The 19,718-nt window shown below is 49.7% G+C and carries 24 protein-coding genes and 1 pseudogene; 7 read left to right on the forward strand and 18 right to left on the reverse strand.

Annotation, left to right across the window (positions count from 1 at the left end):
- Positions 1-109: 109 nt before the first annotated feature.
- From ACX1DY_RS00870 to ACX1DY_RS00880, 3 genes are all read right to left on the reverse strand, one after another.
- Positions 110-619 carry a GNAT family N-acetyltransferase gene (locus tag ACX1DY_RS00870; RefSeq protein WP_458962318.1) on the reverse strand — a complete coding sequence of 170 codons (510 nt, stop codon included), beginning with the start codon at positions 617-619 and terminating at the stop codon, positions 110-112.
- 26 nt (positions 620-645) lie between these two features.
- Entirely contained in the window at positions 646-1,083 is a 438-nt protein-coding gene (locus ACX1DY_RS00875; protein ID WP_458962319.1) for a GNAT family N-acetyltransferase, read from the reverse strand.
- Between the two features lie 80 nt (positions 1,084-1,163).
- Positions 1,164-1,517 (reverse strand): VOC family protein, encoded by a 354-nt coding sequence (locus tag ACX1DY_RS00880; protein ID WP_458962320.1) that lies wholly within the window; start codon positions 1,515-1,517, stop codon positions 1,164-1,166.
- 146 nt (positions 1,518-1,663) lie between these two features.
- Between ACX1DY_RS00880 and ACX1DY_RS00885 the strand changes: the two genes are divergently transcribed.
- On the forward strand, positions 1,664-3,010 hold the full coding sequence (locus ACX1DY_RS00885; RefSeq protein ID WP_458962321.1) for a TrkH family potassium uptake protein: 1,347 nt from the start codon (positions 1,664-1,666) through the stop codon (positions 3,008-3,010).
- A 78-nt stretch (positions 3,011-3,088) separates the two neighbouring features.
- Here ACX1DY_RS00885 and ACX1DY_RS00890 read toward each other — a convergent pair whose 3' ends face one another.
- Complete coding sequence (locus ACX1DY_RS00890; RefSeq protein WP_458962322.1) at positions 3,089-3,370, reverse strand: hypothetical protein; 282 nt, start codon at positions 3,368-3,370, stop codon at positions 3,089-3,091.
- Between the two features lie 158 nt (positions 3,371-3,528).
- On the opposite strand from ACX1DY_RS00890, the gene ACX1DY_RS00895 reads away from it, so the two are divergent.
- The 3 genes from ACX1DY_RS00895 (at position 3,529) to ACX1DY_RS00905 (ending at position 6,455) form a co-directional block, all read left to right on the forward strand.
- A complete protein-coding gene (locus ACX1DY_RS00895; protein WP_458962323.1) occupies positions 3,529-4,761 on the forward strand; it encodes an aminopeptidase in 1,233 nt (410 codons plus the stop codon).
- A 41-nt stretch (positions 4,762-4,802) separates the two neighbouring features.
- Positions 4,803-6,032 (forward strand): aminopeptidase, encoded by a 1,230-nt coding sequence (locus ACX1DY_RS00900; protein WP_458962324.1) that lies wholly within the window; start codon positions 4,803-4,805, stop codon positions 6,030-6,032.
- Between the two features lie 246 nt (positions 6,033-6,278).
- The gene (locus ACX1DY_RS00905; RefSeq protein ID WP_458962325.1) at positions 6,279-6,455 is read left to right on the forward strand and encodes a hypothetical protein; all 177 of its coding nucleotides are present in this window, start codon (positions 6,279-6,281) and stop codon (positions 6,453-6,455) included.
- A gap of 77 nt (positions 6,456-6,532) precedes the next feature.
- Here ACX1DY_RS00905 and ACX1DY_RS00910 read toward each other — a convergent pair whose 3' ends face one another.
- From ACX1DY_RS00910 to ACX1DY_RS00920, 3 genes are read right to left on the reverse strand one after another with little or no spacing between them, the layout of a single operon-like run.
- On the reverse strand, positions 6,533-7,222 hold the full coding sequence (locus tag ACX1DY_RS00910) for an AlkZ-related protein (RefSeq protein ID WP_458962326.1): 690 nt from the start codon (positions 7,220-7,222) through the stop codon (positions 6,533-6,535).
- 40 nt (positions 7,223-7,262) lie between these two features.
- Positions 7,263-7,841 carry a TetR-like C-terminal domain-containing protein gene (locus ACX1DY_RS00915; RefSeq protein WP_458962327.1) on the reverse strand — a complete coding sequence of 193 codons (579 nt, stop codon included), beginning with the start codon at positions 7,839-7,841 and terminating at the stop codon, positions 7,263-7,265.
- A 1-nt stretch (position 7,842) separates the two neighbouring features.
- Positions 7,843-8,562 carry an MBL fold metallo-hydrolase gene (locus ACX1DY_RS00920; RefSeq protein WP_458962328.1) on the reverse strand — a complete coding sequence of 240 codons (720 nt, stop codon included), beginning with the start codon at positions 8,560-8,562 and terminating at the stop codon, positions 7,843-7,845.
- A gap of 331 nt (positions 8,563-8,893) precedes the next feature.
- Between ACX1DY_RS00920 and ACX1DY_RS00925 the strand changes: the two genes are divergently transcribed.
- Together ACX1DY_RS00925 and ACX1DY_RS00930 are read left to right on the forward strand one after the other, a co-directional pair.
- On the forward strand, positions 8,894-9,208 hold the full coding sequence (locus tag ACX1DY_RS00925; protein WP_458962807.1) for a DUF2089 family protein: 315 nt from the start codon (positions 8,894-8,896) through the stop codon (positions 9,206-9,208).
- Between the two features lies 1 nt (position 9,209).
- Positions 9,210-9,497, forward strand: coding sequence for a hypothetical protein (locus tag ACX1DY_RS00930; protein WP_458962329.1), 288 nt, complete (start codon positions 9,210-9,212; stop codon positions 9,495-9,497).
- Positions 9,498-9,622: 125 nt separating this feature from the next.
- Here the strand turns inward: ACX1DY_RS00930 and pstB are convergent, their stop codons facing one another.
- From pstB to ACX1DY_RS00950, 4 genes are all read right to left on the reverse strand, one after another.
- Complete coding sequence (gene pstB, locus ACX1DY_RS00935; RefSeq protein ID WP_458962330.1) at positions 9,623-10,399, reverse strand: phosphate ABC transporter ATP-binding protein PstB; 777 nt, start codon at positions 10,397-10,399, stop codon at positions 9,623-9,625.
- A gap of 37 nt (positions 10,400-10,436) precedes the next feature.
- On the reverse strand, positions 10,437-11,333 hold the full coding sequence (gene pstA, locus ACX1DY_RS00940; RefSeq protein ID WP_458962331.1) for a phosphate ABC transporter permease PstA: 897 nt from the start codon (positions 11,331-11,333) through the stop codon (positions 10,437-10,439).
- The gene (pstC, locus tag ACX1DY_RS00945) at positions 11,330-12,235 is read right to left on the reverse strand and encodes a phosphate ABC transporter permease subunit PstC (RefSeq protein WP_458962332.1); all 906 of its coding nucleotides are present in this window, start codon (positions 12,233-12,235) and stop codon (positions 11,330-11,332) included. Before pstC ends, pstA begins: the two co-directional genes overlap by 4 nt.
- Positions 12,236-12,330: 95 nt before the next feature.
- Positions 12,331-13,287, reverse strand: coding sequence for a phosphate ABC transporter substrate-binding protein (locus ACX1DY_RS00950; protein WP_458962333.1), 957 nt, complete (start codon positions 13,285-13,287; stop codon positions 12,331-12,333).
- 289 nt (positions 13,288-13,576) lie between these two features.
- Here ACX1DY_RS00950 and ACX1DY_RS00955 point away from each other — a divergent pair, with 289 nt between their 5' ends.
- Positions 13,577-14,473, forward strand: a complete 897-nt coding sequence (locus tag ACX1DY_RS00955; RefSeq protein ID WP_458962334.1) for a LysR family transcriptional regulator — start codon at positions 13,577-13,579, stop codon at positions 14,471-14,473.
- A gap of 79 nt (positions 14,474-14,552) precedes the next feature.
- On the opposite strand, the gene ACX1DY_RS00960 is transcribed toward ACX1DY_RS00955, so the two are convergent.
- From ACX1DY_RS00960 to queC, 7 genes and pseudogenes are all read right to left on the reverse strand, one after another.
- Positions 14,553-15,383, reverse strand: coding sequence for a class I SAM-dependent methyltransferase (locus ACX1DY_RS00960; RefSeq protein WP_458962335.1), 831 nt, complete (start codon positions 15,381-15,383; stop codon positions 14,553-14,555).
- A 34-nt stretch (positions 15,384-15,417) separates the two neighbouring features.
- A complete protein-coding gene (locus tag ACX1DY_RS00965) occupies positions 15,418-16,332 on the reverse strand; it encodes a DMT family transporter (RefSeq protein WP_458962336.1) in 915 nt (304 codons plus the stop codon).
- Between the two features lie 33 nt (positions 16,333-16,365).
- A pseudogene (locus ACX1DY_RS00970) lies at positions 16,366-17,161 on the reverse strand (VanW family protein).
- Positions 17,162-17,182: 21 nt separating this feature from the next.
- On the reverse strand, positions 17,183-17,710 hold the full coding sequence (locus ACX1DY_RS00975) for a cysteine hydrolase family protein (RefSeq protein ID WP_458962337.1): 528 nt from the start codon (positions 17,708-17,710) through the stop codon (positions 17,183-17,185).
- Positions 17,711-17,833: 123 nt separating this feature from the next.
- Positions 17,834-18,556 carry a 7-carboxy-7-deazaguanine synthase QueE gene (gene queE, locus ACX1DY_RS00980; RefSeq protein WP_458962338.1) on the reverse strand — a complete coding sequence of 241 codons (723 nt, stop codon included), beginning with the start codon at positions 18,554-18,556 and terminating at the stop codon, positions 17,834-17,836.
- Complete coding sequence (locus ACX1DY_RS00985) at positions 18,549-19,031, reverse strand: 6-pyruvoyl trahydropterin synthase family protein (RefSeq protein ID WP_458962339.1); 483 nt, start codon at positions 19,029-19,031, stop codon at positions 18,549-18,551. Before ACX1DY_RS00985 ends, queE begins: the two co-directional genes overlap by 8 nt.
- Complete coding sequence (gene queC, locus ACX1DY_RS00990) at positions 19,031-19,693, reverse strand: 7-cyano-7-deazaguanine synthase QueC (RefSeq protein ID WP_458962340.1); 663 nt, start codon at positions 19,691-19,693, stop codon at positions 19,031-19,033. The genes ACX1DY_RS00985 and queC overlap by 1 nt, the downstream gene beginning before the upstream one ends.
- Positions 19,694-19,718 lie beyond the last annotated feature (25 nt).

The following is a 19,718-nucleotide window of genomic DNA, read 5'->3' on the forward strand; positions in this document are numbered from 1 at the left end:
CCGATTATGGAGCGCCTTTCTTGCATTTGCTAAATGGAATTTCTCCATTTAGTTCTAGCGTTTCCCTCAAGATTGCTGCAAAACGCCGAAATCAATAGAGAAATTCCATTTAAGTAGTAAATATTCTGCCCATGTAATATTCATCCACCCATTCGTCATTCACCTTAAGCGACTTCTTTTTGGTCCCTTCAATCTCAAACCCGTTCTTGCTGTATAACGCCAAAGCACGCTTGTTATGTATCATAACTGTCAGCTCCAGACGGACGATTCCCGTTTCCTTCGCCCAGCTCTCCATTTCCTTAAACAGGCCGCTGCCGATTCCCATCCCCTGATACTGTTCTAAGATGCCAATGACGATATAAGCGCTGTGGCGGTTGCGTCTAACACTTCCGCCTCTAACCGACAGATATCCCGCCAGTCTGCCGTCCGCCTCCGCTCCAATCAGGATGGAGGTTTCTGCGTTCGCGAAGCAGTTGATCATCTCTTCCACCTGCTGAATACCCGTCTGCCGCTCATCAGGCTCAAGCAGCATGAACGCTGATTCTTCATCCAGGCGGTGCTGCAGATTAAGAAGCTCAGCGGCATCAGCCGGGACCAGCTTCCTCAGTGTAACAATCATTCCCCTTCTTCCTCCCGCTCTTTTTATTAATCATTATTGAGGTACCTCTTAAAAAGTCTGCTTCCATCCCCATCATAACCAAGCCGCTCATAGAACCGGTGAGCCTCCGTCCGCCTCATGGCGCTGGAGAGCATCACCTTAAGTGATCCTCTGGCTGCAGCCGCCTCCTCGGCATGTCTCATCAGTGCGGCTCCGTAACCTTTGCCACGCGATTCCGGTGCGGTCACTACCCGTTCAATCACAGCAAAAGGCCTTTCGCCGCTCAGCGCATCCATGCAAAAGTGAAGATGCACCGTTCCAACAACGGCTCCCTCTGCTTCATATACATACAGAAAGCTCTCAGGATTGGTTGCGATTTGACCGATTCTTGCAGGCAGGACCTTAATATCCTTCTGCTCAGGCAGCAGTATCCGGTATAGCTGTTCAATAGAGGGCGCATCCTCCGGCACTGCTTCTCTAATCATGAACGAAATCCTCCTATTGTTTAATTAACATCATTAATTTTTCGAAATAATTAATGACGTGAACTATAATTCCACTTCTATTAACATCGGCAGATCATCAATATATTCCCGTCCGGGTCCTTAAAATTGAACCAGTGATCATTCTCAATATCTGTCAGAATTTCTGCCCCGGATGCTTTGACAAAATCGTATGCAGCGTCAATATCTTCCGTGTTCAGATGGAAAGCTGGTACCTTCAGTACAGCCTCCGCTGTGAAAATTTTGCTGTCCAGCACAATTCCCGGTCCTTGCATCGGCACAACGTAGAGATGTCCGAACAATACTTCTCCGTCGAGCGGAAGCCCCAGCAAGCTGCAATACCAGTCTTTCGACCTCTCAATATCACTAACCGGAATGAAGACGGCACCAATCTGGTTCAGAATCGGACTTGTCACTGTCAAAATGCCTCCCCTATGAAACTGTAGTTGGTACACTTAACCAATTCGATAAAATCTGCCAATTTCCTGCCCCTTTAAGTGAAGGGGTGTAAAGTTATGCTATAATCTTGTCAGATATTCATCAGACGTCAGGAGAATGAGCTTTGGCTAACTTATCTTTTGGGAACCTCAGGCTGACGCCGCCCAAAATATTATCACTTGGATTCTTTCTACTAATTGTAGCAGGAACGGTTCTGCTGTGCTTGCCAGCGGCTTCCACCGGCGAGCGAATCTCCTTCATCGACGCTTTATTTATGGCAACCTCCGCCACCTGTGTCACCGGACTAGCGGTCATTGATACCGGAACGCAGCTTACCGTATTTGGACAAATTGTTCTGCTGGTGCTGTTTCAGTTCGGGGGCCTGGGGTTCGTGACTATGGCTACGGTAATTACGCTCGTGCTTAATAAGAGAATCTCGCTGAAAGACCGTCTGCTGCTGCAGGAATCCATGAATCAGAATTCGATGCAAGGGATCGTCAAGCTGATCCGCAGGGTAATCCTGTACTCGCTTGTCATCCAGCTCAGCGGAGCCATTCTTCTTGCCGCCAGATTTACACTGGATATGCCGGTTGGCAAAGCGGTATACTACGGACTCTTCCACAGCATCTCCATTTTTAACAATGCCGGTTTTGATCTTTTCGGAGATATTCACGGACCGTTCAGCGGGCTTACCCGATATGCGGAGGACTTTGTTGTGAATATCACCTCCATGCTGCTGATCTTTCTCGGCGGCATCGGCTTTATCGTACTATCCGACGTGGTCGATTACCCTAAGCGCAAACGGCTTACACTTCACTCCAAGGTGGTGCTCTCCACCTCCGCCATGTTAATAGTGGTTGGCGCTGCTGTCTTTTTCTGGCTGGAGCTGAACTCAACGCTGAAGCCCCTGCATCCTGGCGGCAAAATAATGGCCTCGCTCCTGCAGGCAATTACTCCGCGTTCTGGAGGGGTCACTACGATCGAGATTCCACTGCTGCGGGAATCCACACAATTTCTGATGATTCTGCTAATGTTTATTGGAGCGGCTCCCGGCTCGACCGGCGGGGGGATTAAGATCACTACGTTCGCAATTCTGGTCAGCACTGCATTTGCCAGGCTTCGCGGGAAAGAAGACATTGTCATGTTCCGCAACCGGATATCCAAAGAGAATGTATACCGCGCAATCACCATAACCTTGCTCTCACTCATGCTTGTTGTCTCTGCCACCATGCTGCTGTCCGTAACAGAGCGCGCGGATTTTCTCACTGTGCTGTTTGAAGCCGTTTCGGCTTTCGGTACATCCGGCATTACCATGGGGCTTACTCCAGAACTGACGACGATAGGTAAAATCCTTGTAATTATTCTTATGTTCGTTGGCCGGACAGGTCCACTGACTCTGGCCTATGCGCTTAAGCCCAAGAACAGCAAAGAGCTCTACCGCTACCCCGAAGGGAACATTACCATTGGCTAGATCCAGTTCCGTTATACTCTAACATGACAAATGCGACCCTTTCCCGGCAGTCCATGCCAAAAGCGGTCGCATTTGTTGTTACGCTTCCTCTTCCGGAAGCTCTTGGGTATCCAGTGCCGCATCGAGCAACTGATTGTAGACATCGTCATCATTTTCCAGAAGCTGGTCGGTTTCCAGGAACTGCTCTTCACTGCCCGGCTCGCCGGCAAAGCTCAAGCTATAATCCCATTCCGTACCGCGTTTGCTGAAGAATGTGATTTCATAAGGAGAGTTATGATTCTCCAGCTTGAAGATCGTCCTCCCAATGAAGCTGCTGTCCTCTTCCCGTTTCATTTCCGCTTTAATAATTTCTACATTCATACTCTGATCTTCCTTTCATCTGATCATCCTTGCTTTTTACATAGTATATCATTGATATGAATGCAAATCCCTCCCTTTGTACTCTAATTGACTTTTTTCATCCGGCGGTTAATAATTTAATACTAAAGACTAATAATTAGTAAATGGAGGAAATCGCAATGTCTCATTTTGAAGCGCAGCTTAGTAAATACGCGGATTTGGCCGTTCAAATCGGTGTTAACGTTCAACCTGGACAAATCCTGGTCGTAAGCGCGCCGATCTCGGCCGCTGAATTCGTGCGTCTCATAACAGCCAAGGCTTATGCCATCGGTGTAAGTCAGGTTAAGGTCAACTGGAGCGACGAGTTCATTACCCGCCAGCAATTTGAACATGCCGCACCGGAAGTTTTCAGCAAGTCGCCTACCTGGTTCGCCGGAGAGATGACCGAGTTCGCTGAGAATGGCGCAGCTTTTCTCCATGTCATTGCAGAGGATCCGGATGCGCTCAAAGGCATTGATCCTGAACGTATTGCCACCTACCAGAAAACCCGCGGAGCTGCACTCACGAAATACCGCGAGTATCAAATGTCAGATAAGGTTAGCTGGAGCATTGTAGCCATCCCTTCGCAGCCTTGGGCCGATAAGGTATTCCCGGATGTTCCCGCAGAAGAACGCGTAGATAAGCTCTGGGAAGCCATCTTTCACACCGTACGTCTGGACCGGGAAGATCCGGTAGCCGCCTGGCAGGAGCATTTGGACACCCTTGAACAGAAAGCCAATGTCCTGAATACCAAAAAGTATAAAAGCCTCCACTACATAGCACCTGGCACTGACCTCAGCATTGAACTGCCAGAGGGACATTTATGGGCGCAAGGGGACAGCATCAACGCTAAAGGCCATACTTTTGTAGCCAACATGCCGACCGAAGAAGTATTCACAGCTCCACTCAAGACCGGTGTTAATGGAACCGTGAGAAGCACCAAACCTCTAAGTCACGGGGGCAATATTATTGATGGCTTCTCGATTACTTTTGAGCAAGGCCGTATTGTCAGTGTGAGTGCTGAACAAGGCCAGGAAGCGCTGGAGCATCTCATTGCAATGGATGAAGGGGCAAAATATCTTGGCGAGGTTGCCCTCGTTCCGCATAAATCCCCTATCTCTGAGTCCAATATCCTCTACTTCAACACACTTTTTGACGAGAATGCTTCCAATCATCTGGCAATCGGCACAGCGTATGCCTTCTGTATTGAAGGCGGCAAGGAAATGACACAGGATGAGCTGATTTCTCATGGCCTGAACACCAGTGTTACCCATGTGGATTTCATGATCGGCTCGTCGGAGATGGACATTTACGGTATTACGGTCGACGGCACACGGGAAGCGGTATTCCTTAAAGGAAACTGGGCGTTTTAGTTTTAAGAACATAGACAGAGATATTGGGAGGATTGGAAACTATGCTGAGTTTCGAGCAAAAGCTGGAGAATTATGCATTGCTTGCGGTAAAGATCGGAATTAATATTCAGCCTGGGCAGACTCTTGTGGTCAATGCCGATATTGCTTCTGCAGAGCTGGTGCGTCTTGTGGTTCGCCAAGCTTATGAGGCCGGTGCGAAGCTGGTTAAAGTCAATTATACGGATGAGCTTGTCACGCGGACCCGGTATGAGCTTGCGCCTGCTTCCAGCTTTCTGGAGCCGCCAAAATGGCAGGCGGATGAGCTTGAGGATCTGGCCCGGAACGGTGCAGCCTTCCTGACAATCGTCTCGACCAATCCGGATCTGCTGAACGGAATAGAGCCTGCAAGAATTGCCGATAACCAGCGCACAGTTGGTCAGGCTACAGCTCCTTACCGTGAAATGCTGATGGGCAACCATGCCAGTTGGAGTATTGTCGCCTTCCCTTCTCCGGTCTGGGCTGCTAAGGTATTCCCGGATGCTCCTCCTGAGGAGCAGGTTGGGCTACTGTGGGATGCTATATTCAAGGCTGTCCGTGCGGACCTGGAGAATCCGGTTGAAGCCTGGACGCTTCATTTGAACGGCTTGAAGCAGCGCTGTGACATCCTGAACGCGAAAAAATACCGCAAGCTGCACTATTCTGCTCCAGGCACTGATCTGACAATTGAGCTGCCTGAAGGCCATATCTGGTGTCAGGCGGGTGCCGTGAACGGACGCGGCGTGCCTTTCCTGGCCAATATTCCAACAGAAGAGGTTTTCACAGCGCCACTAAAGACCGGCGCAAACGGCAAAGTCAGCAGCACCAAACCGCTTAGCTATAGTGGCAAGATTATTGACCGCTTCACACTTACACTGGAGAACGGCAAGGTTACAGACTTTACGGCAGAGGAAGGCCATGACGCTTTAGCCACCCTGCTCGCTACGGACGAAGGCTCTGTTTATTTTGGCGAAGTCGCTCTTGTTCCTTATCATTCTCCGATCTCGGAAAGCGGCATTCTATATTACACCACCCTTTATGATGAGAATGCCTCCTGCCACTTGGCTCTGGGTGCAGCATACGCATTCACCTTGCAGGAAGGGACCAAGATGTCCAAGGAAGAGCTTCTTGAAAGAGGCATGAACCAAAGCATGACCCATGTGGACTTCATGATGGGCTCGCCTGAGATGAATATCGACGGAATTACGGATGATGGCATTGCAGAACCGCTGTTCCGCAACGGAAACTGGGCATAAGCTCTTGGATTGAATTTCTTGACAAATCATCAATTCATATAGAACACCCTGTAACTCTTCTTGAAATGGAGAGCTACAGGGTGTTTTTTGGTTCAATAAATGTAATTAATCAGATGAATAATTGCAATTTAAAGATATGTTCAAATAATATTCACATAATTGTTGAATTAAATTCACAATTATGTCACAATACAGATAAGGAATCAGTTTCCAAGTTCCCACATTACTTTTGAGGAGGTAATCCGGATGAAAGAGTCGTTATCCCAGGACACAGAGCCCCTTGAAAAGGAACGATCGGAAGGAAATGCCCCTAAAGACTTAAGTATTGTTGCCTCCAATGCCATCAAATACACTGCCTACATTATGCTATTATTCGGTTTCTTGTATTTCCTGATCGCTTACCTTGCTCCCATGCTGGAATAGGTTGTGTTATTATGTACCCTATAGAAAGCGTTTACGGCTGACCATCCCCCTCCAGGAGACGATCAGCCGTTTCTATGTTACCAGGACAGTACCTTGCTAAGCCAGCATATTGCCGCTGGAGTCCATTTCCCTTCCATACGAGAGCGGAGCCATGTTATTGCTTCCTCCCTTGTGCCATTAAATGCTGGAATTCCATTCTCCTTCATCCAATGGCTCGTCGTTTCATACGAGGTGCTGTTCCAGCCATTTTTCTCACCTTCGGCATTATAACGCTCTTTCACACCAGAAATCACAATATCCAGCGTGCCCTGCAGCTCCGTTACCGCATTGTCAAATGGGGTCTTCTTCTCTTTCGCCTTCATCTCAGCCAGCCTGCGCAGCTCGCGTGTCTCTATGCCCTGGTTATCGCGGATGATCTGCAGCAGAGTCAGTGCTTCCCTGGTGGCCAGCCCGCTATTGTAACGCTCCTCAAGGTCCACCTTGCTGCCTGCTGCGGCTACATATGCCGGGAACCATTCTTTTGAGACCAGAATTGCTTTTTTCTTGATGAACTTGCCGTATGCAGCCAGACCTTCGCCGGGAAAGCGTGCACGCCACCCCCAAGGATCTAATTCAGTATCAGTGTGCCAGTTCTCAGCTTTGGTCAAGCCGTTCACGGAAGGGTGCTCCGGGATCAGTGAAGCCAGTGGTACAATTCCCAGCCTGTCGATGACAGCCTTCATTTCCTCGTATGTTGTAACCATCCCTTGCTCTTCAACAATACTCACGTTCGTATACCTCCCGGCGGTTGTTACTAGATTAGTTTAGTTATTCAGCAGTTGCTCTCATGCTGTGAATACCGGCAATAAACATGCTGATCAGCCGGGTTAAGCTTACATCCAGGTCCAGCGGCATGCCAAAGCCTCCCTTATTCTCCAGAGCGGCAAAGCCGTGCAGTAAGCTGCGGAAGCCCCGGACGGCGTGCAATTCTCCCGCTTCTCCAAGCTCATAGCTTGCGAGCACTTCAATAATTAACGACAGCAGCTGTTCACTCATCTTCTCCAGCGCTGAATTCCCCTGCTCCGGCGCACGCAATGTAGTCTCATACAGCCCCGGGTGTTTCCTTGCAAAGTCAACATACGCACGCCCCATAGCGTGAAGAGCTTCATCTCCCCTTAGCCCCGCTGAAGAAACAGCCATGGCAGCGTATAGCTGCTCCAGGCCGTAAACAGCAAGCAATGATCGCAGTCCTTGAAGACCGTTAACATGATTATACAACGATGGTGAACGTACGCCCAGCTTGGCCGCCAGCGCAGCCAGGGTAACTTCCTCAATCCCCTGCTCATCTGCGATTTCAGCCGCTGCGAGTACAAGGGTATGTGTATCTAATCCAGCTCTCGGTGACATCTCAGTTTCCCACCTTCTCCTGCAGTAATTGCGCTGTGTGAACTGCCTGTTTTATTTGTTCACCTGGAGCCTTCAGCAGATTGCCGTGACCTACTGCAAGCAGCTTGGGCGAGAGCTCCAGGATTTTTATTGCGCTGCTCAGCGCCTGAGCTTTGTTCCAGGTGGCCATGGCCGGAAAAGGGAACCAAGGAACAACCGTCCCCGAAACCGCGATTCTACGGAAGGTCTGGAAAGCATCTCCTACAATCAGCGCCCCTGTCCGCTCATCCAGAAAAGACATGGAACCCGGCGTATGTCCGGGCGTGCTGATGGCCGTTAATGAGCCGATTGAATCCCCCTCATGCAGCAATACGTCAGGCCTCGAAGATATCTTGGTCGGCACACTGCCCTTAATCGGAGTCTGCGGCTCGTCAGCCCTTAGAGAACGGTCCCCTCTCAGCAGAGCGGCATCCCTCTCGGAGATGTACAGCTTAGCTTCAGGAATCCGCTTCTTCAGCTCATCCAGCGCACCCACATGATCACCATGCGCATGAGTCAGAACGATGCGGTTAATCGGTTTGTTCAGCCGGGCCGCAGTATGCATAATCCCTTTAACACTGAACGGCATCGCCGCATCAATTAACGTCAAGCCATCCGCTTCTTCAACAAGGTAACAATTGACGGGGAAAAATCTTGGCATCCAGGTAAGCTGCAGCAAATGGCCTTCTTGAGTTACTCTCATCAAACACCCTCCTCGAAAACTAATCTCATTAGTTATAATGTAAACTAATGAGATTAGTTTATCAAGAGCATTCTGAAAATCTCAGCAGATTAACTTGCTTGAACTTCTGCTTCTCTCCGGCTTTGCCCGGAAGCAGGTAGAGACCGCCACGAATCCCCTTCACCGTACTTCTCTTTTCTTAAGCTTCGAATTATATTTGCTGGCCTGTCATCTGAATCCGCGCAAGCTTCAGCTTCAAATTTTCTGTTCGCCCCACCTGGCCCTTTCCAGCATCACAATAGAATTTGACCTTAATAAAATTAATGTTATAATAAATATTATTAAAGCCAATATGAAAGGAGGATTTATTTTGGAGATTGATAAAATACCTGTATGGCTACTCGCCCTAGAGCAAGAAGATGTTGTGTTTCTTAAGAATTTTGTTTTGAACTCCGGATCTTTAAAAGAAATATCCAAATTATATGCTGTTTCTTACCCAACGGTACGACTGCGGCTGGACAAATTAATTCAGAAGATACAGCTGAATGACCAACAGGAAGAGGAGCCTTTTCAGGCGTTTATTAAAGGATTGGCGGTTGATTCTCGTATTGATTTAGAAACCGCTAAATTAATTATTGAAAAATATAACAAAGATAAGGAGAACTGAAATGATTGAATTAATTATTGGCTTAACTATTGCTGCTCTATTAATGTCGGTAGAATATTTGTTAAGTGTGAAATTAGAAAATCCGTTGTGGGGAGGGATTGTTCCTTTAATCCTGATTATCGGAACTGCTTATGTTTTTATGAGTGGTTTATTACAGCCAGAGATTAAAACGCTTCTTCCATTTCTGCTACTGATCTCTTTGATACTTGGAGATTGGGGTGCTGGACGGGAAAAACAGATCAAAAACCGCAAAGCTGAACTTGAAAAAATGAAAGCAAAGGATATTTGAATTATTAAGGCCACTCGTGAGAAAAACTGCCGGAAGACACGGAATGGGTCTGATTCATTTGGGTTAGAGCGCGTCACAAAAAAATATGGCCCCTCACCATAGAGGAACCATACTTGTTCAGAGGATCAGCCGAAGCGGCCCATGATATACTCTTGAGTCATTTGATTATCAGGATTACTGAAGACCTTCTCCGTCTTATCATATTCTACAAGCGAGCCCAGGTAAAAGTATGCCGTATAATCCGAGATCCGCGCCGCTTGCTGCATATTGTGGGTAACGATTACGATCCGCAGCTCCTCTTTGAGCTCCTTAATCAGCTCCTCAACTTTACCTGTGGATACCGGGTCCAGCGCCGAAGCCGGCTCATCCAGGAGCAGAATCTGCGGATTAACCGACAAGGCCCGTGCTATGCACAGCCGCTGCTGTTGTCCGCCGGACAGGGCCAGTGCCGAATCCTTCAGCCGGTCCTTGACCTCGTCCCACAAGGCGGCGCGGCGCAGGCTGCTCTCAACGATATCATCCAAGGCAGCTTTACCTTTAATGCCGTGGTATTTCGGCCCGAAGGCGATATTGTCGTAGATGGACTTATAGAACGGGTTCGGCTTCTGCCAGACCATTCCGATCTTTTGCCGCAGTCTGATAACATCTGTGCCGGGTGCGTTAATGTCCATGCCGTCAATCCAGATGCTCCCCTTCGTTGTCGATCCGGATATTTCATCGTTCATCCGGTTCAGCGAGCGGAGAAATGTCGATTTGCCGCAGCCGGAAGGCCCGATTAGCGCCGTAACCGTATTTTGGGCAAAAGGAAGACTAATCCCCTTCACTGCCTCATATGTGCCGTAAAATATACTTAGATTCTCCGTTTGAAAAGATTCGCGCACCACTGGTTCTGCAATACCCATCTCTTACTCCTCCTATTGATCTTTCGTATTCTTGGTTTTAACTCATTCTTTTGGAAGCCGTGAGCTTGCGGTAGATGAATCTGCCGAAATAACGCGCCGCCAGATTGAAAATCAGTACGGTAATTACAAGCACCGCCGAGGCTCCGGCTGCGATTTGTGCGGCGTCAGGCGCCAAGCCTTCGCTGTTGACCTTCCAGATATGCACAGCCAGCGTTTCCGCCGGACGGAAAGGGTTCAGCGGCGATGAAGGGCTAAGCGGATTCCAGTTCGTGAAATCGAGGCGCGGACTGCTCATACCCGCTGTGAACATGAGTGCAGCCGCTTCACCGAAGACACGGCCTGCGGACAGGATCGTTCCGGTGATAATCGTAGGCAAGGCTACCGGAAGCAGCACAGTGGTAACGATTTTCCATTTGGACAATCCAAGGGCAAAACCCGCCTCCTTCTGCTGCTTCGGCACTGTACGGAACGCCTGCTCCGTGATCCGGACCATCAGCGGCAGGTTGAAGAAGGTAAGCGCAAGTGCGCCGGATATCAAGGAGAAGCCAAGATCAAAATAATTTACGATTAACAAGAGTCCGAACAAACCGACGATAATCGAAGGGAAAGAAGACAATACCTCGACGATCAGACGGATAAAATTCGTAAGCTTGCCGGGACGGGCATATTCCGCCATGAAGATTCCCGCGCCAAGTCCAAGCGGTATCGTAATGATTAAAGTCAGCACCAGCAGGAAAACGGAGTTGAACAACTGCGGGCCAATCCCCCCGCCTGCGCGGATCTTTTGCGGTGCTGAAGTCAGGAAATCCCAACTAATATGGCTGAAGCCGCGGATGATAATGTATCCAAGCAATCCTACGAGGATGGCTACAATAAGTAATGCGAAAAATACGATCAGCCCTGTGGCTATTTTGTCTGCGGTTCTCGGCTTCATATTTTATTTCTCCTTTCGAGCATTCTTACGAGGAGGACAAATACAAAGGTCATCAACATAAGAACCAGTGCCATGCTCCACAGCGCATTATTATGCGGCGAGCCCATCGTAGTGTTCCCCATGCTCAGCGTAATGACGCTGGTCAGGGTCGAAGCCGATTCAAAGAGCGACCGCGGAACGAACGGCGCATTCCCGATAACCATCTGAACAGCAAGGGCTTCACCGAAAGCGCGGGCCATCCCCAAAACAATCCCCGTCATAATCGCCGGGAAGGTTGTCGGGAGAATTACCCGGGAGATCGTCTGCCACCGTGTGGCACCGAGCGCAAAGGAGGACTCTTTCAAGTTTTGCGGCAAAGAAGCCAGCGCGTCTGCAGCCACGCTTGTAATGGTCGGCAGAATCATGACCGACAGGACAAGCGCGCCTGCAGCAACCCCGATGCCCTGGCCGGGAAATGTATTACGCAGAAACGGAACAATTACGCTTAGTCCCACGAAGCCGTACACAACGGATGGAATTCCGGACAGCAATTCAATTACAGGCTGCAGCAGCTTTTTGCCCCAGCCCGGTACAATCTCAGTCATGAACAGAGCCGCGCACAGGCTGAGCGGACTTGCGATAAGCGCTGCAAGCAGCGTAACCAGAAATGAGCCGGCAATGAAAGGGAACGCTCCATATGATGGGGTATCTCCTTCAGGCGCCCATTTTGTACCGAACAAGAATTCTGAGATCTTGACATCACCGCTGGTAAAGGTAGAAATCCCTTTGGACGCTACAAAATAAACCATCGATACAATGATAACTATCAATAGCAGTACACAAAAGGACATATATGAACGTCCAATGAAATCTTCTATATGATGTTTCTCAATCCGCGTTTTCTTCGGTTTTACCGTCAACATGCTCCCTCTTTCTAAAGTGAAAAGAGAGGCAGAAGAATTCCGCCTCTAATCACATGATGTTCTAATGATTGATTTGTTTGGATGTTTCAAGTAAATTACTTAGTGGTAACCTTACCTTCTACATCACGGGAAACTTTCATTTGCGAAGCTGGAATGTAGCCCAGGTCCACTACGTCGCCGGTTTGCACTTCATCAGTCATGAAGTAGTCAAGGAATGCTTTTACTTGTGCATTAGGTTCGCCGTTAGTGTACATGTGCTCGTAAGCCCATACTGGATATTTACCAGCGATTACATTGTCAACGGAAGGTTCAACACCGTCATACTTCAATGTTTTAACAGAAGAGTCCAGATAGGACAGAGCGAGGTAACCGATAGCTCCCGGAGTTTCGCCGATCATTTTCTTAACAGTACCGGAGGAATCCTCTTGGATTGAACCTTGCAGGTCTTCTGTTTTGGTGCCAAGTGCAAAGTTTTCAAAGGTAGCACGTGTACCGGAGCTGCTTGGACGGTTGATGATCTGAATCTTTTGATCCTTGCCGCCAACTTCTTTCCAGTTCGTCACTTTACCAGTGAAGATGTCGATAAGCTGTTGTTTGGTCAAGGTATCTACGCCTGCATCCGGATGAGTAACTGCTGCAATCGCTACAACCGCTACCTGGTGGTCAACGAGTGCTTTTGCTTTTTCAGCATCGGCATCCTTCAGCTTTTCTTCTGCAAATACGTCGGAGTTACCGATATCCACTTGCTTCTCAGCTACTTGAGTAAGTCCGGTGCCGCTGCCTCCGCCTTGAACCTGAATGTCTACGCCGGAATTCTTTTCCATGAATTTCTCAGCTACTTGCTCAACGAGCGGTTGCAGTGCTGTAGAGCCTGAAGCCAGAATAGATCCGCTTAGATCCGAGCCGCTGCTTGCTTCTGTAGGAGCAGTTGTGGCAGCCGCATTTCCTCCGTTATTGGTTGCTGCATTATTTCCACCGTTGTTACCGCATGCTGAAAGTGCTACTACACCAGTTAACGCCAAAGCCATGACCCACGATTTTCTGAATTGCATTTTTTTTGTCTCCTCCTGAGTGTTTTGTATAGCATCTGCTGCTGCATCTGCTATGTTTTGTGAGTATCTGCTACATAATCTGTGTTCGTACAAAACTCACCTTTGGAAGCATCAGATTGTGTTCATGTCACATCTGACTCTTCTTATTCTAGAGCCCGTTCGTCAGGGAAAATTCTTATGTTTGTAAAATAAAAGATAAAAAACATAATAGAAAATGTATAATTCAATAGATATAATCTATATTGAGAATACTATTGATTAACGATTCCCTATTTGCCGGAGGTAAATTATGAATATTGTTAAATTACAAATCATTGTCCTGATTGAAAAATATAAAAAAGTAACCGATGTTGCTGCAGAAATGGGACTGAAACAGCCGACGGTATCCTTCCATATGAAAAGTCTGGAGGCTGAGCTGGGAGCTCCCCTTTTTCAGTTCCGCAGCGGCCGGGTGCTCCTTACCGACGCCGGACGGACTCTTTATCAATATGCGGCCAAAATTGTGGCATTGACAGCCGAGGCAGAGCGCAGCATCAAGCAGTACTCCTCCCTCTCCTCAGGTAATCTGCATCTTGAAGCAAGTTATATACCCGGTACATATCTTCTGCCAAAAACATTCACGCAATTCACCCTTCAATATCCAGGTCTGGACATCTCACTCTCGGTTCAGCCTGAAGATGTTATACGCGAACGGCTGCGGGGCAGAGAAATTCCGCTGGCGGCTTTACATAGCGCGGCTGGTCGGGACAGCTCCTTCCATACAAAAAGCATCTTGCGGGATGAAGCCGTACTAGTCTTCGCCCCCGGCCACCCTTTCGCAAATATTCATGATTTAACACCGGAGCAGCTCGTCCTTGAACCCTGGCTTCAACACGAACCGTCCTCTTCCCTGCAGAGGCTTGCGGATCAATGGGCCCAGCGGAACGGGGTAAAAGTATGGGGACATGCGGTGATGAATTCGCCGGAGGCGATGAAGAGAATACTTCGTGAAGGCGGAGGTGTCGCGTTATTCTCCAAGGCGGGAATTATGGAAGAAGTGGCAGCCGGGAGCTTATCCTATGCGGCGCTGCCGGGAGTGCAGCCGGATCATGGCGATTTTGTGCTCGCCTGGCGGAAGGATTCTGCCTTGACTCCCCTGCAGCAGGCTTTTGTGAATTTGGCAGTTGGGGGTACGGCAGCGGAATAAGTAATATCCGATAAAAAAACGGTACAGCCTCAAGTGGCCGCTGAACAAGCGCCACAGGCTATACCGTTTGGTTAACAGACTACTTTTTCTCCGCCACCAGGACGAATGTCTTGGGAATTCCTTTGTCATACACCTGGGAAGACAGATTCGGCTCCTCATCCAATTCACGGATCACAAGTCCGCTGCGCGCTGCTGCCGTTACGATTTCACCCAGCGTCCAGCGGCGCCAATACACGACACTGTGTTTCATGTCTTCCGCGGTTTCGCCTGGCGAGGGTAAATACTTCGAATACGAAACCTTCTTCTCCTCCAGTGCGGTGTCAAAATAATCCCCGCTCACCTTATGCTTCCGGACTTTCGCGGTCGATCCCTTCGAGGTAATCAGCTTGGTCGTTACCGGATGGAAATCACGCAGCACGAACCTTCCGCCGGCTGCCAGCAGCCTATATGCCGTATCCATGAACGGAGCTAGGTCTGTAAAATAATGCACAATCCCCATCTCGGCAAAAACGATATCGTACGAGCCGTCCAGCAGCTCTTGCGGCAGCTTCAAGACATCCGAGACGAGATAATTCAGCCGGACTCCGGCTGCCGCTGCCAGCTCGCCTGCATACCGGGCGTTGGCTTCCGAGAAATCGGCGACGGTTACCTGAGCTCCCAGCAGACTCAGCGCTACGGCTTTCATCCCGTTTGAGCCCATGAGATTCATGATCTTTCTGCCCTTAACATCACCAAGATAACTACCAAGCGGGAACAGCTTGCCCGCAGGCTCCTTCACTAGCTTTGCCGCAGCCTCGGAAGGTGTGCCAAAACGGCTTGTCCAGGCAGCATATGTATCTTCGTTCCACAGCTCCTCACTGGAAGGGACTGCGCCTCCGGTTACTTCCTGATTCAAATCATGTTCATTCATTTAATTAAGCCCCTTTGTCTAGTGAAAATCTCTGCTATGATGCGTTTTTAAGGGCTTCTTTTGCCCTTGCGGCTTTTTTTCTTCCTGCGAATAAATAGACGGCCAGACCGCCCATCACCAGCACGCCGCCGGTCCACTGCAGTCCGGTCAGCGCTTCACCCAGCAGCAAAAATGCCAAAATGCTTGCCCCCACAGGCTCGCCCAGAATGTTCATCGAAACTGTAGTCGCCGAAGCATACTGCAGCAGCCAATTGAACAGAATGTGGCCGAATACCGTCGGTACGACAGCGAGCAGAATAAAGATTCCCCACTCACGCGCCGGATAAGCAAAAAACGGGATGCCGGACAGCAAATTGTAGATGGCAAATACCAGCACTGCCGAGATAAAGACGATCAGACTGTAGAGGTAGGAAGGCATACGGGACACAAGCTTTTGGCCAATCAGCATATGAACAGCCACTGCAACAGTTCCGCCAATGGACAACAGATCGCCTTTCACATTATCCGGGGACAGCCCTATATCCCCCCAACCGATAAAGACAACCCCGAAGATCGCGATTGCGAGGCCCAATATGGCGGCAGATGTACTCCGTTCTTTGTACAGTATGTATGCGCCCAGCATAATAAATACCGGCTCCAGCGCCATAATCATCGTCGAGCTGGCTACGGAGGTATACTTCAGCGAGCCCATCCACAGCAAAAAATGCAGCGCCAACATCATCCCCGAGCAACCCAGCAGCAGCCAGTCCTTCCGGCGCAGGGCGTAAGCTGCTCCACTGTAGGGACGGGCAAAAGGCAGCATCAGGAGCGAAGTAAAGAGCAGGCGGTACATGCCCTGGACCGAGGCCGGAGCCGCCGACCATTTTATAAATATAGAAGAAAAAGAAATTGCCACAATTCCGATCAGCATCAGGAGCGGGACGGGAACGGGCGGTTTTTTTGAATTCACAGCTCTGATTCCTTTCGGTTTGGATAAAACTAACTATGTAAGCAGCGGTGAATACATCATAAGCGCATGATTGTCAGCAATCGCTTCATCACGGGCGATTTCACCCGTGCGGGTCATGACCTTGCGGCGGATACTGTTGCTGCGGATATAGACGCCCCATGGTTCCAGACTGATAACGTGATCAGCTTCGTAAACTTCGTAGGTGTATAGCGGTTGCCCGCTGCATCTCCATTCCCCGTACAAATGACTGTCATCCAGCCATAGCTTGAGCTGATACACTTCATCCGTTTGATTCATCAGCTGCAGATCCAAGTAATTGTAGGCACAGGTTGCCCCACTGCCGAAGGGCTGGGTCCGCTGCTCATCGGGAAAGACATCATAGCTGTGACGGTGCCGCTCTGTAACGGTCAGCGGAGTGTGCAGCGTCATTCAGTAGATTAGATTAGAGAGCTGGCATAAGCCGCCTCCCGTGCCGGAACGGAACCCGCCGTAAATGCAGCACCATTCCGTCCAGATACCCTTTACGGCGTGTCGGCTTGCCAATAGTCTGCCAATAGGAAAAATTCTCGCCGGGGCGTACGATCAGACCGTTAAGCTTCGCCGCAGCAAGCTTCAGATTCGTTATTTTATTGTACTGCAGCTGCATGTCGACGTTTCGCAGACTTCGCAGCAGCGGAGTCGCATGTGTGGCTGAGATATAGAGCAGGTCTTCTGCAAGATGTCCCCTGGCTCTATTCTTTCGCTGGGTTAACCGTTGCCAATATCTTTTCCAGGAAAAATAACGCTTGTCTGCGAAAAGTCTCAGCCGTGAACGGCGGATAGACTTCATAGCTAATCTGGCGGACTCCCATTAGAATTCCACTTCATGTTCCTTGCGCAGCTTGGCAAATCTGCCACCCAGCACAGAGTTGTGATGCTTCACGATCTCGCCGCCGCTTAAATTGGCATTATCGAAGGTGCTATGCGCATCCTCCACCAGCACACTGGAGTAGCCCAGGCTGTATGCGCGTCTTGTGGTGGTATCCAGACAGAACTCGCTTTGCATTCCGCAGAGGACCAGATCGGTGATGCCACGCTTCTGAAGCTCCTCATGCAGCGGTGTCCGGTGAAACGCGTCCCAGGTCGGCTTTTCCACAATTAAATCTTCCTCGCGCGGAGTAATTCGGCTGCTGATCTGCCAGGTGGGAGTTCCTTTGGTGTATTCTTCATCCTCGGTATGCTGAATATACACGACAGGCGTTCCTGCCAAGCGGGCTTTATGCAGCAGTGCAACGATTCTGTCCATTACGCCCTCTTCATCATGCAGTTTCATGCCCGGATATGAAAACATCGCCTCTTGCACATCAATGATTACTAATGCGGTTGAACCATTTGCCACTGCATTCTCTCCCTTCGCTATTGTTAATTTCTAACGGACAGTCTATCTACCTTAAAGATTATAACAGATTTTCTCAAAAAAAAACGGACCTCTGCATTACAGAAGCCCGGTCATACAGTCCAATTATTTGCCCCGCTTATTATGCCAAATAAGGGCATGCAGCTGCGGAAGCACCCGCGCCCGGTTCATCTCAGGATCAGCAATCACCTGATTGAACAGCCATTCCAGCCGACCCAGCAGGCGGGCCGAGATGTCCCCCTCTTCCGTCACATTATCATTGCCCGGCTGCAGGAAGAGCGGCACTTCCGGGTATCTCACGTGGATGCTTTTCGCGTACAGATAGTCCTCGTCGTTAAAGACGACTACCTTCAGGCTATGGGCAGACCTGCCTTGTGCCTTCATTTTATCCATAATACCATCTAGCATTTCCCAATCGGTCTTCGTCCCTGAGCTTGGCGGCTTGGGGCTGACCGTCAGCACATCCACGTCGTAGAACCAGTCCTGCCATCTGCTGCCCTGGGTTTCAATCGCCGCCTGAATGCCGCGTTCATGCAGCAGCCGGATGAATGTCCCCATGCCTTCTCCAATCAGAGCGGGATTGCCCCCTGAGATCGTCACACAGTCAAAATTATTACCGGCAAGCGCATGCAGCTCCGCCAGAACCTCCTCCGGTGCAAGCATCCGCATCTTGTCCTTCGCCGATCCATCCCAGGTAAAAGCGGAATCACACCAGCCGCAGCGGTAGTCGCAGCCGTAGGTGCGGACGAACATCGTTTTGACGCCGATGACCGCACCTTCCCCCTGAATCGTCGGGCCGAATATTTCAATTACCGGCAGCTTACTCACAGTCACAGCCTCCATGCAGCCGATAGTACGGCCCTTCTTCAGGGATGTCCGTAGCCAGCACCTCCGCCCAGGAGGTTGGCGTTTCCCACAGCTTGACGGAATACAGCGGAAGTGAGGCCATCTTCAGCTTGTAGGCGATATATGCCGACATATTTTCCACCGTTGTCCGGAATGACAGATGCGCCACCTTGGACCCCGTATTTACCAGCGTCTTCAATACAGGCTCATTGCCCATCGCCAGAAAAGCATGATCCAGATGGTCCACCAGACTCTCCTGCACCGTAGCCTTGATATCGCTGAAATCAACCACAAACCCTTCGTCGGAGTGGCCCTCTGCTGCGAGTGGCTTGCCCTTCAGCACCACTTCCAGCTTATAGGTATGGCCATGCAGGTTGCTGCACTTCCCTTTATGTCCGACCAGTTGATGGGCTGCATCAAAGGTAAAAATCTTACATACGGATACCTCGCCCAGCATCAGGAACCAACCTCATTTCGTTCTGCTTCATATTGGTCCAGGCCGCGCTTACGCAGCAGACAAGCCGGACAAGTGCCGCAGCCGCTGCCGACAATTCCGTTGTAGCAGGTCAGCGTATGCTCACGGATATATTCGAAGCAGCCGAGATCATCGGCCATTTTCCAGGTTTCTTTTTTATCCAGCCACATGAGCGGTGTATGAATGACGAACTCGTAGTCCATCGACAGATTGAGGGTCACATTCAGTGATTTGACGAACACATCCCGGCAGTCGGGATATCCGCTGAAGTCGGTCTGGCAGACTCCGGTGATAATATTCGCATACCCAAGCTGCTTCGCCAGAATTGCCGCAAAGGACAAGAACAGCAAATTGCGTCCATCCACGAACGTGCTGGGCAATTCCTCTCCTTCACCCGCAACGATTTCAATCTCATCACGCGTCAATGCGTTCGGGGCCAGCTGATTCAGCAGACCGAGATCGAGAATATGCTGCTTCACCTTGAACTTCGCGGCAATCTCCTTGGCAACTTCTATTTCAGCCGCATGGCGCTGATTATAATTGAAGGTTACCACCTGAACCTCCTCGAACTGCTGTAGCGCCCATACGAGACATGTTGTGCTGTCTTGGCCGCCGCTGAAGACGACCAGTGCTTTTTTATTCATGATCAAATTCCTCCCTTTCCTTGCC

This window comes from Paenibacillus sp. BAC0078, assembly GCF_054483875.1.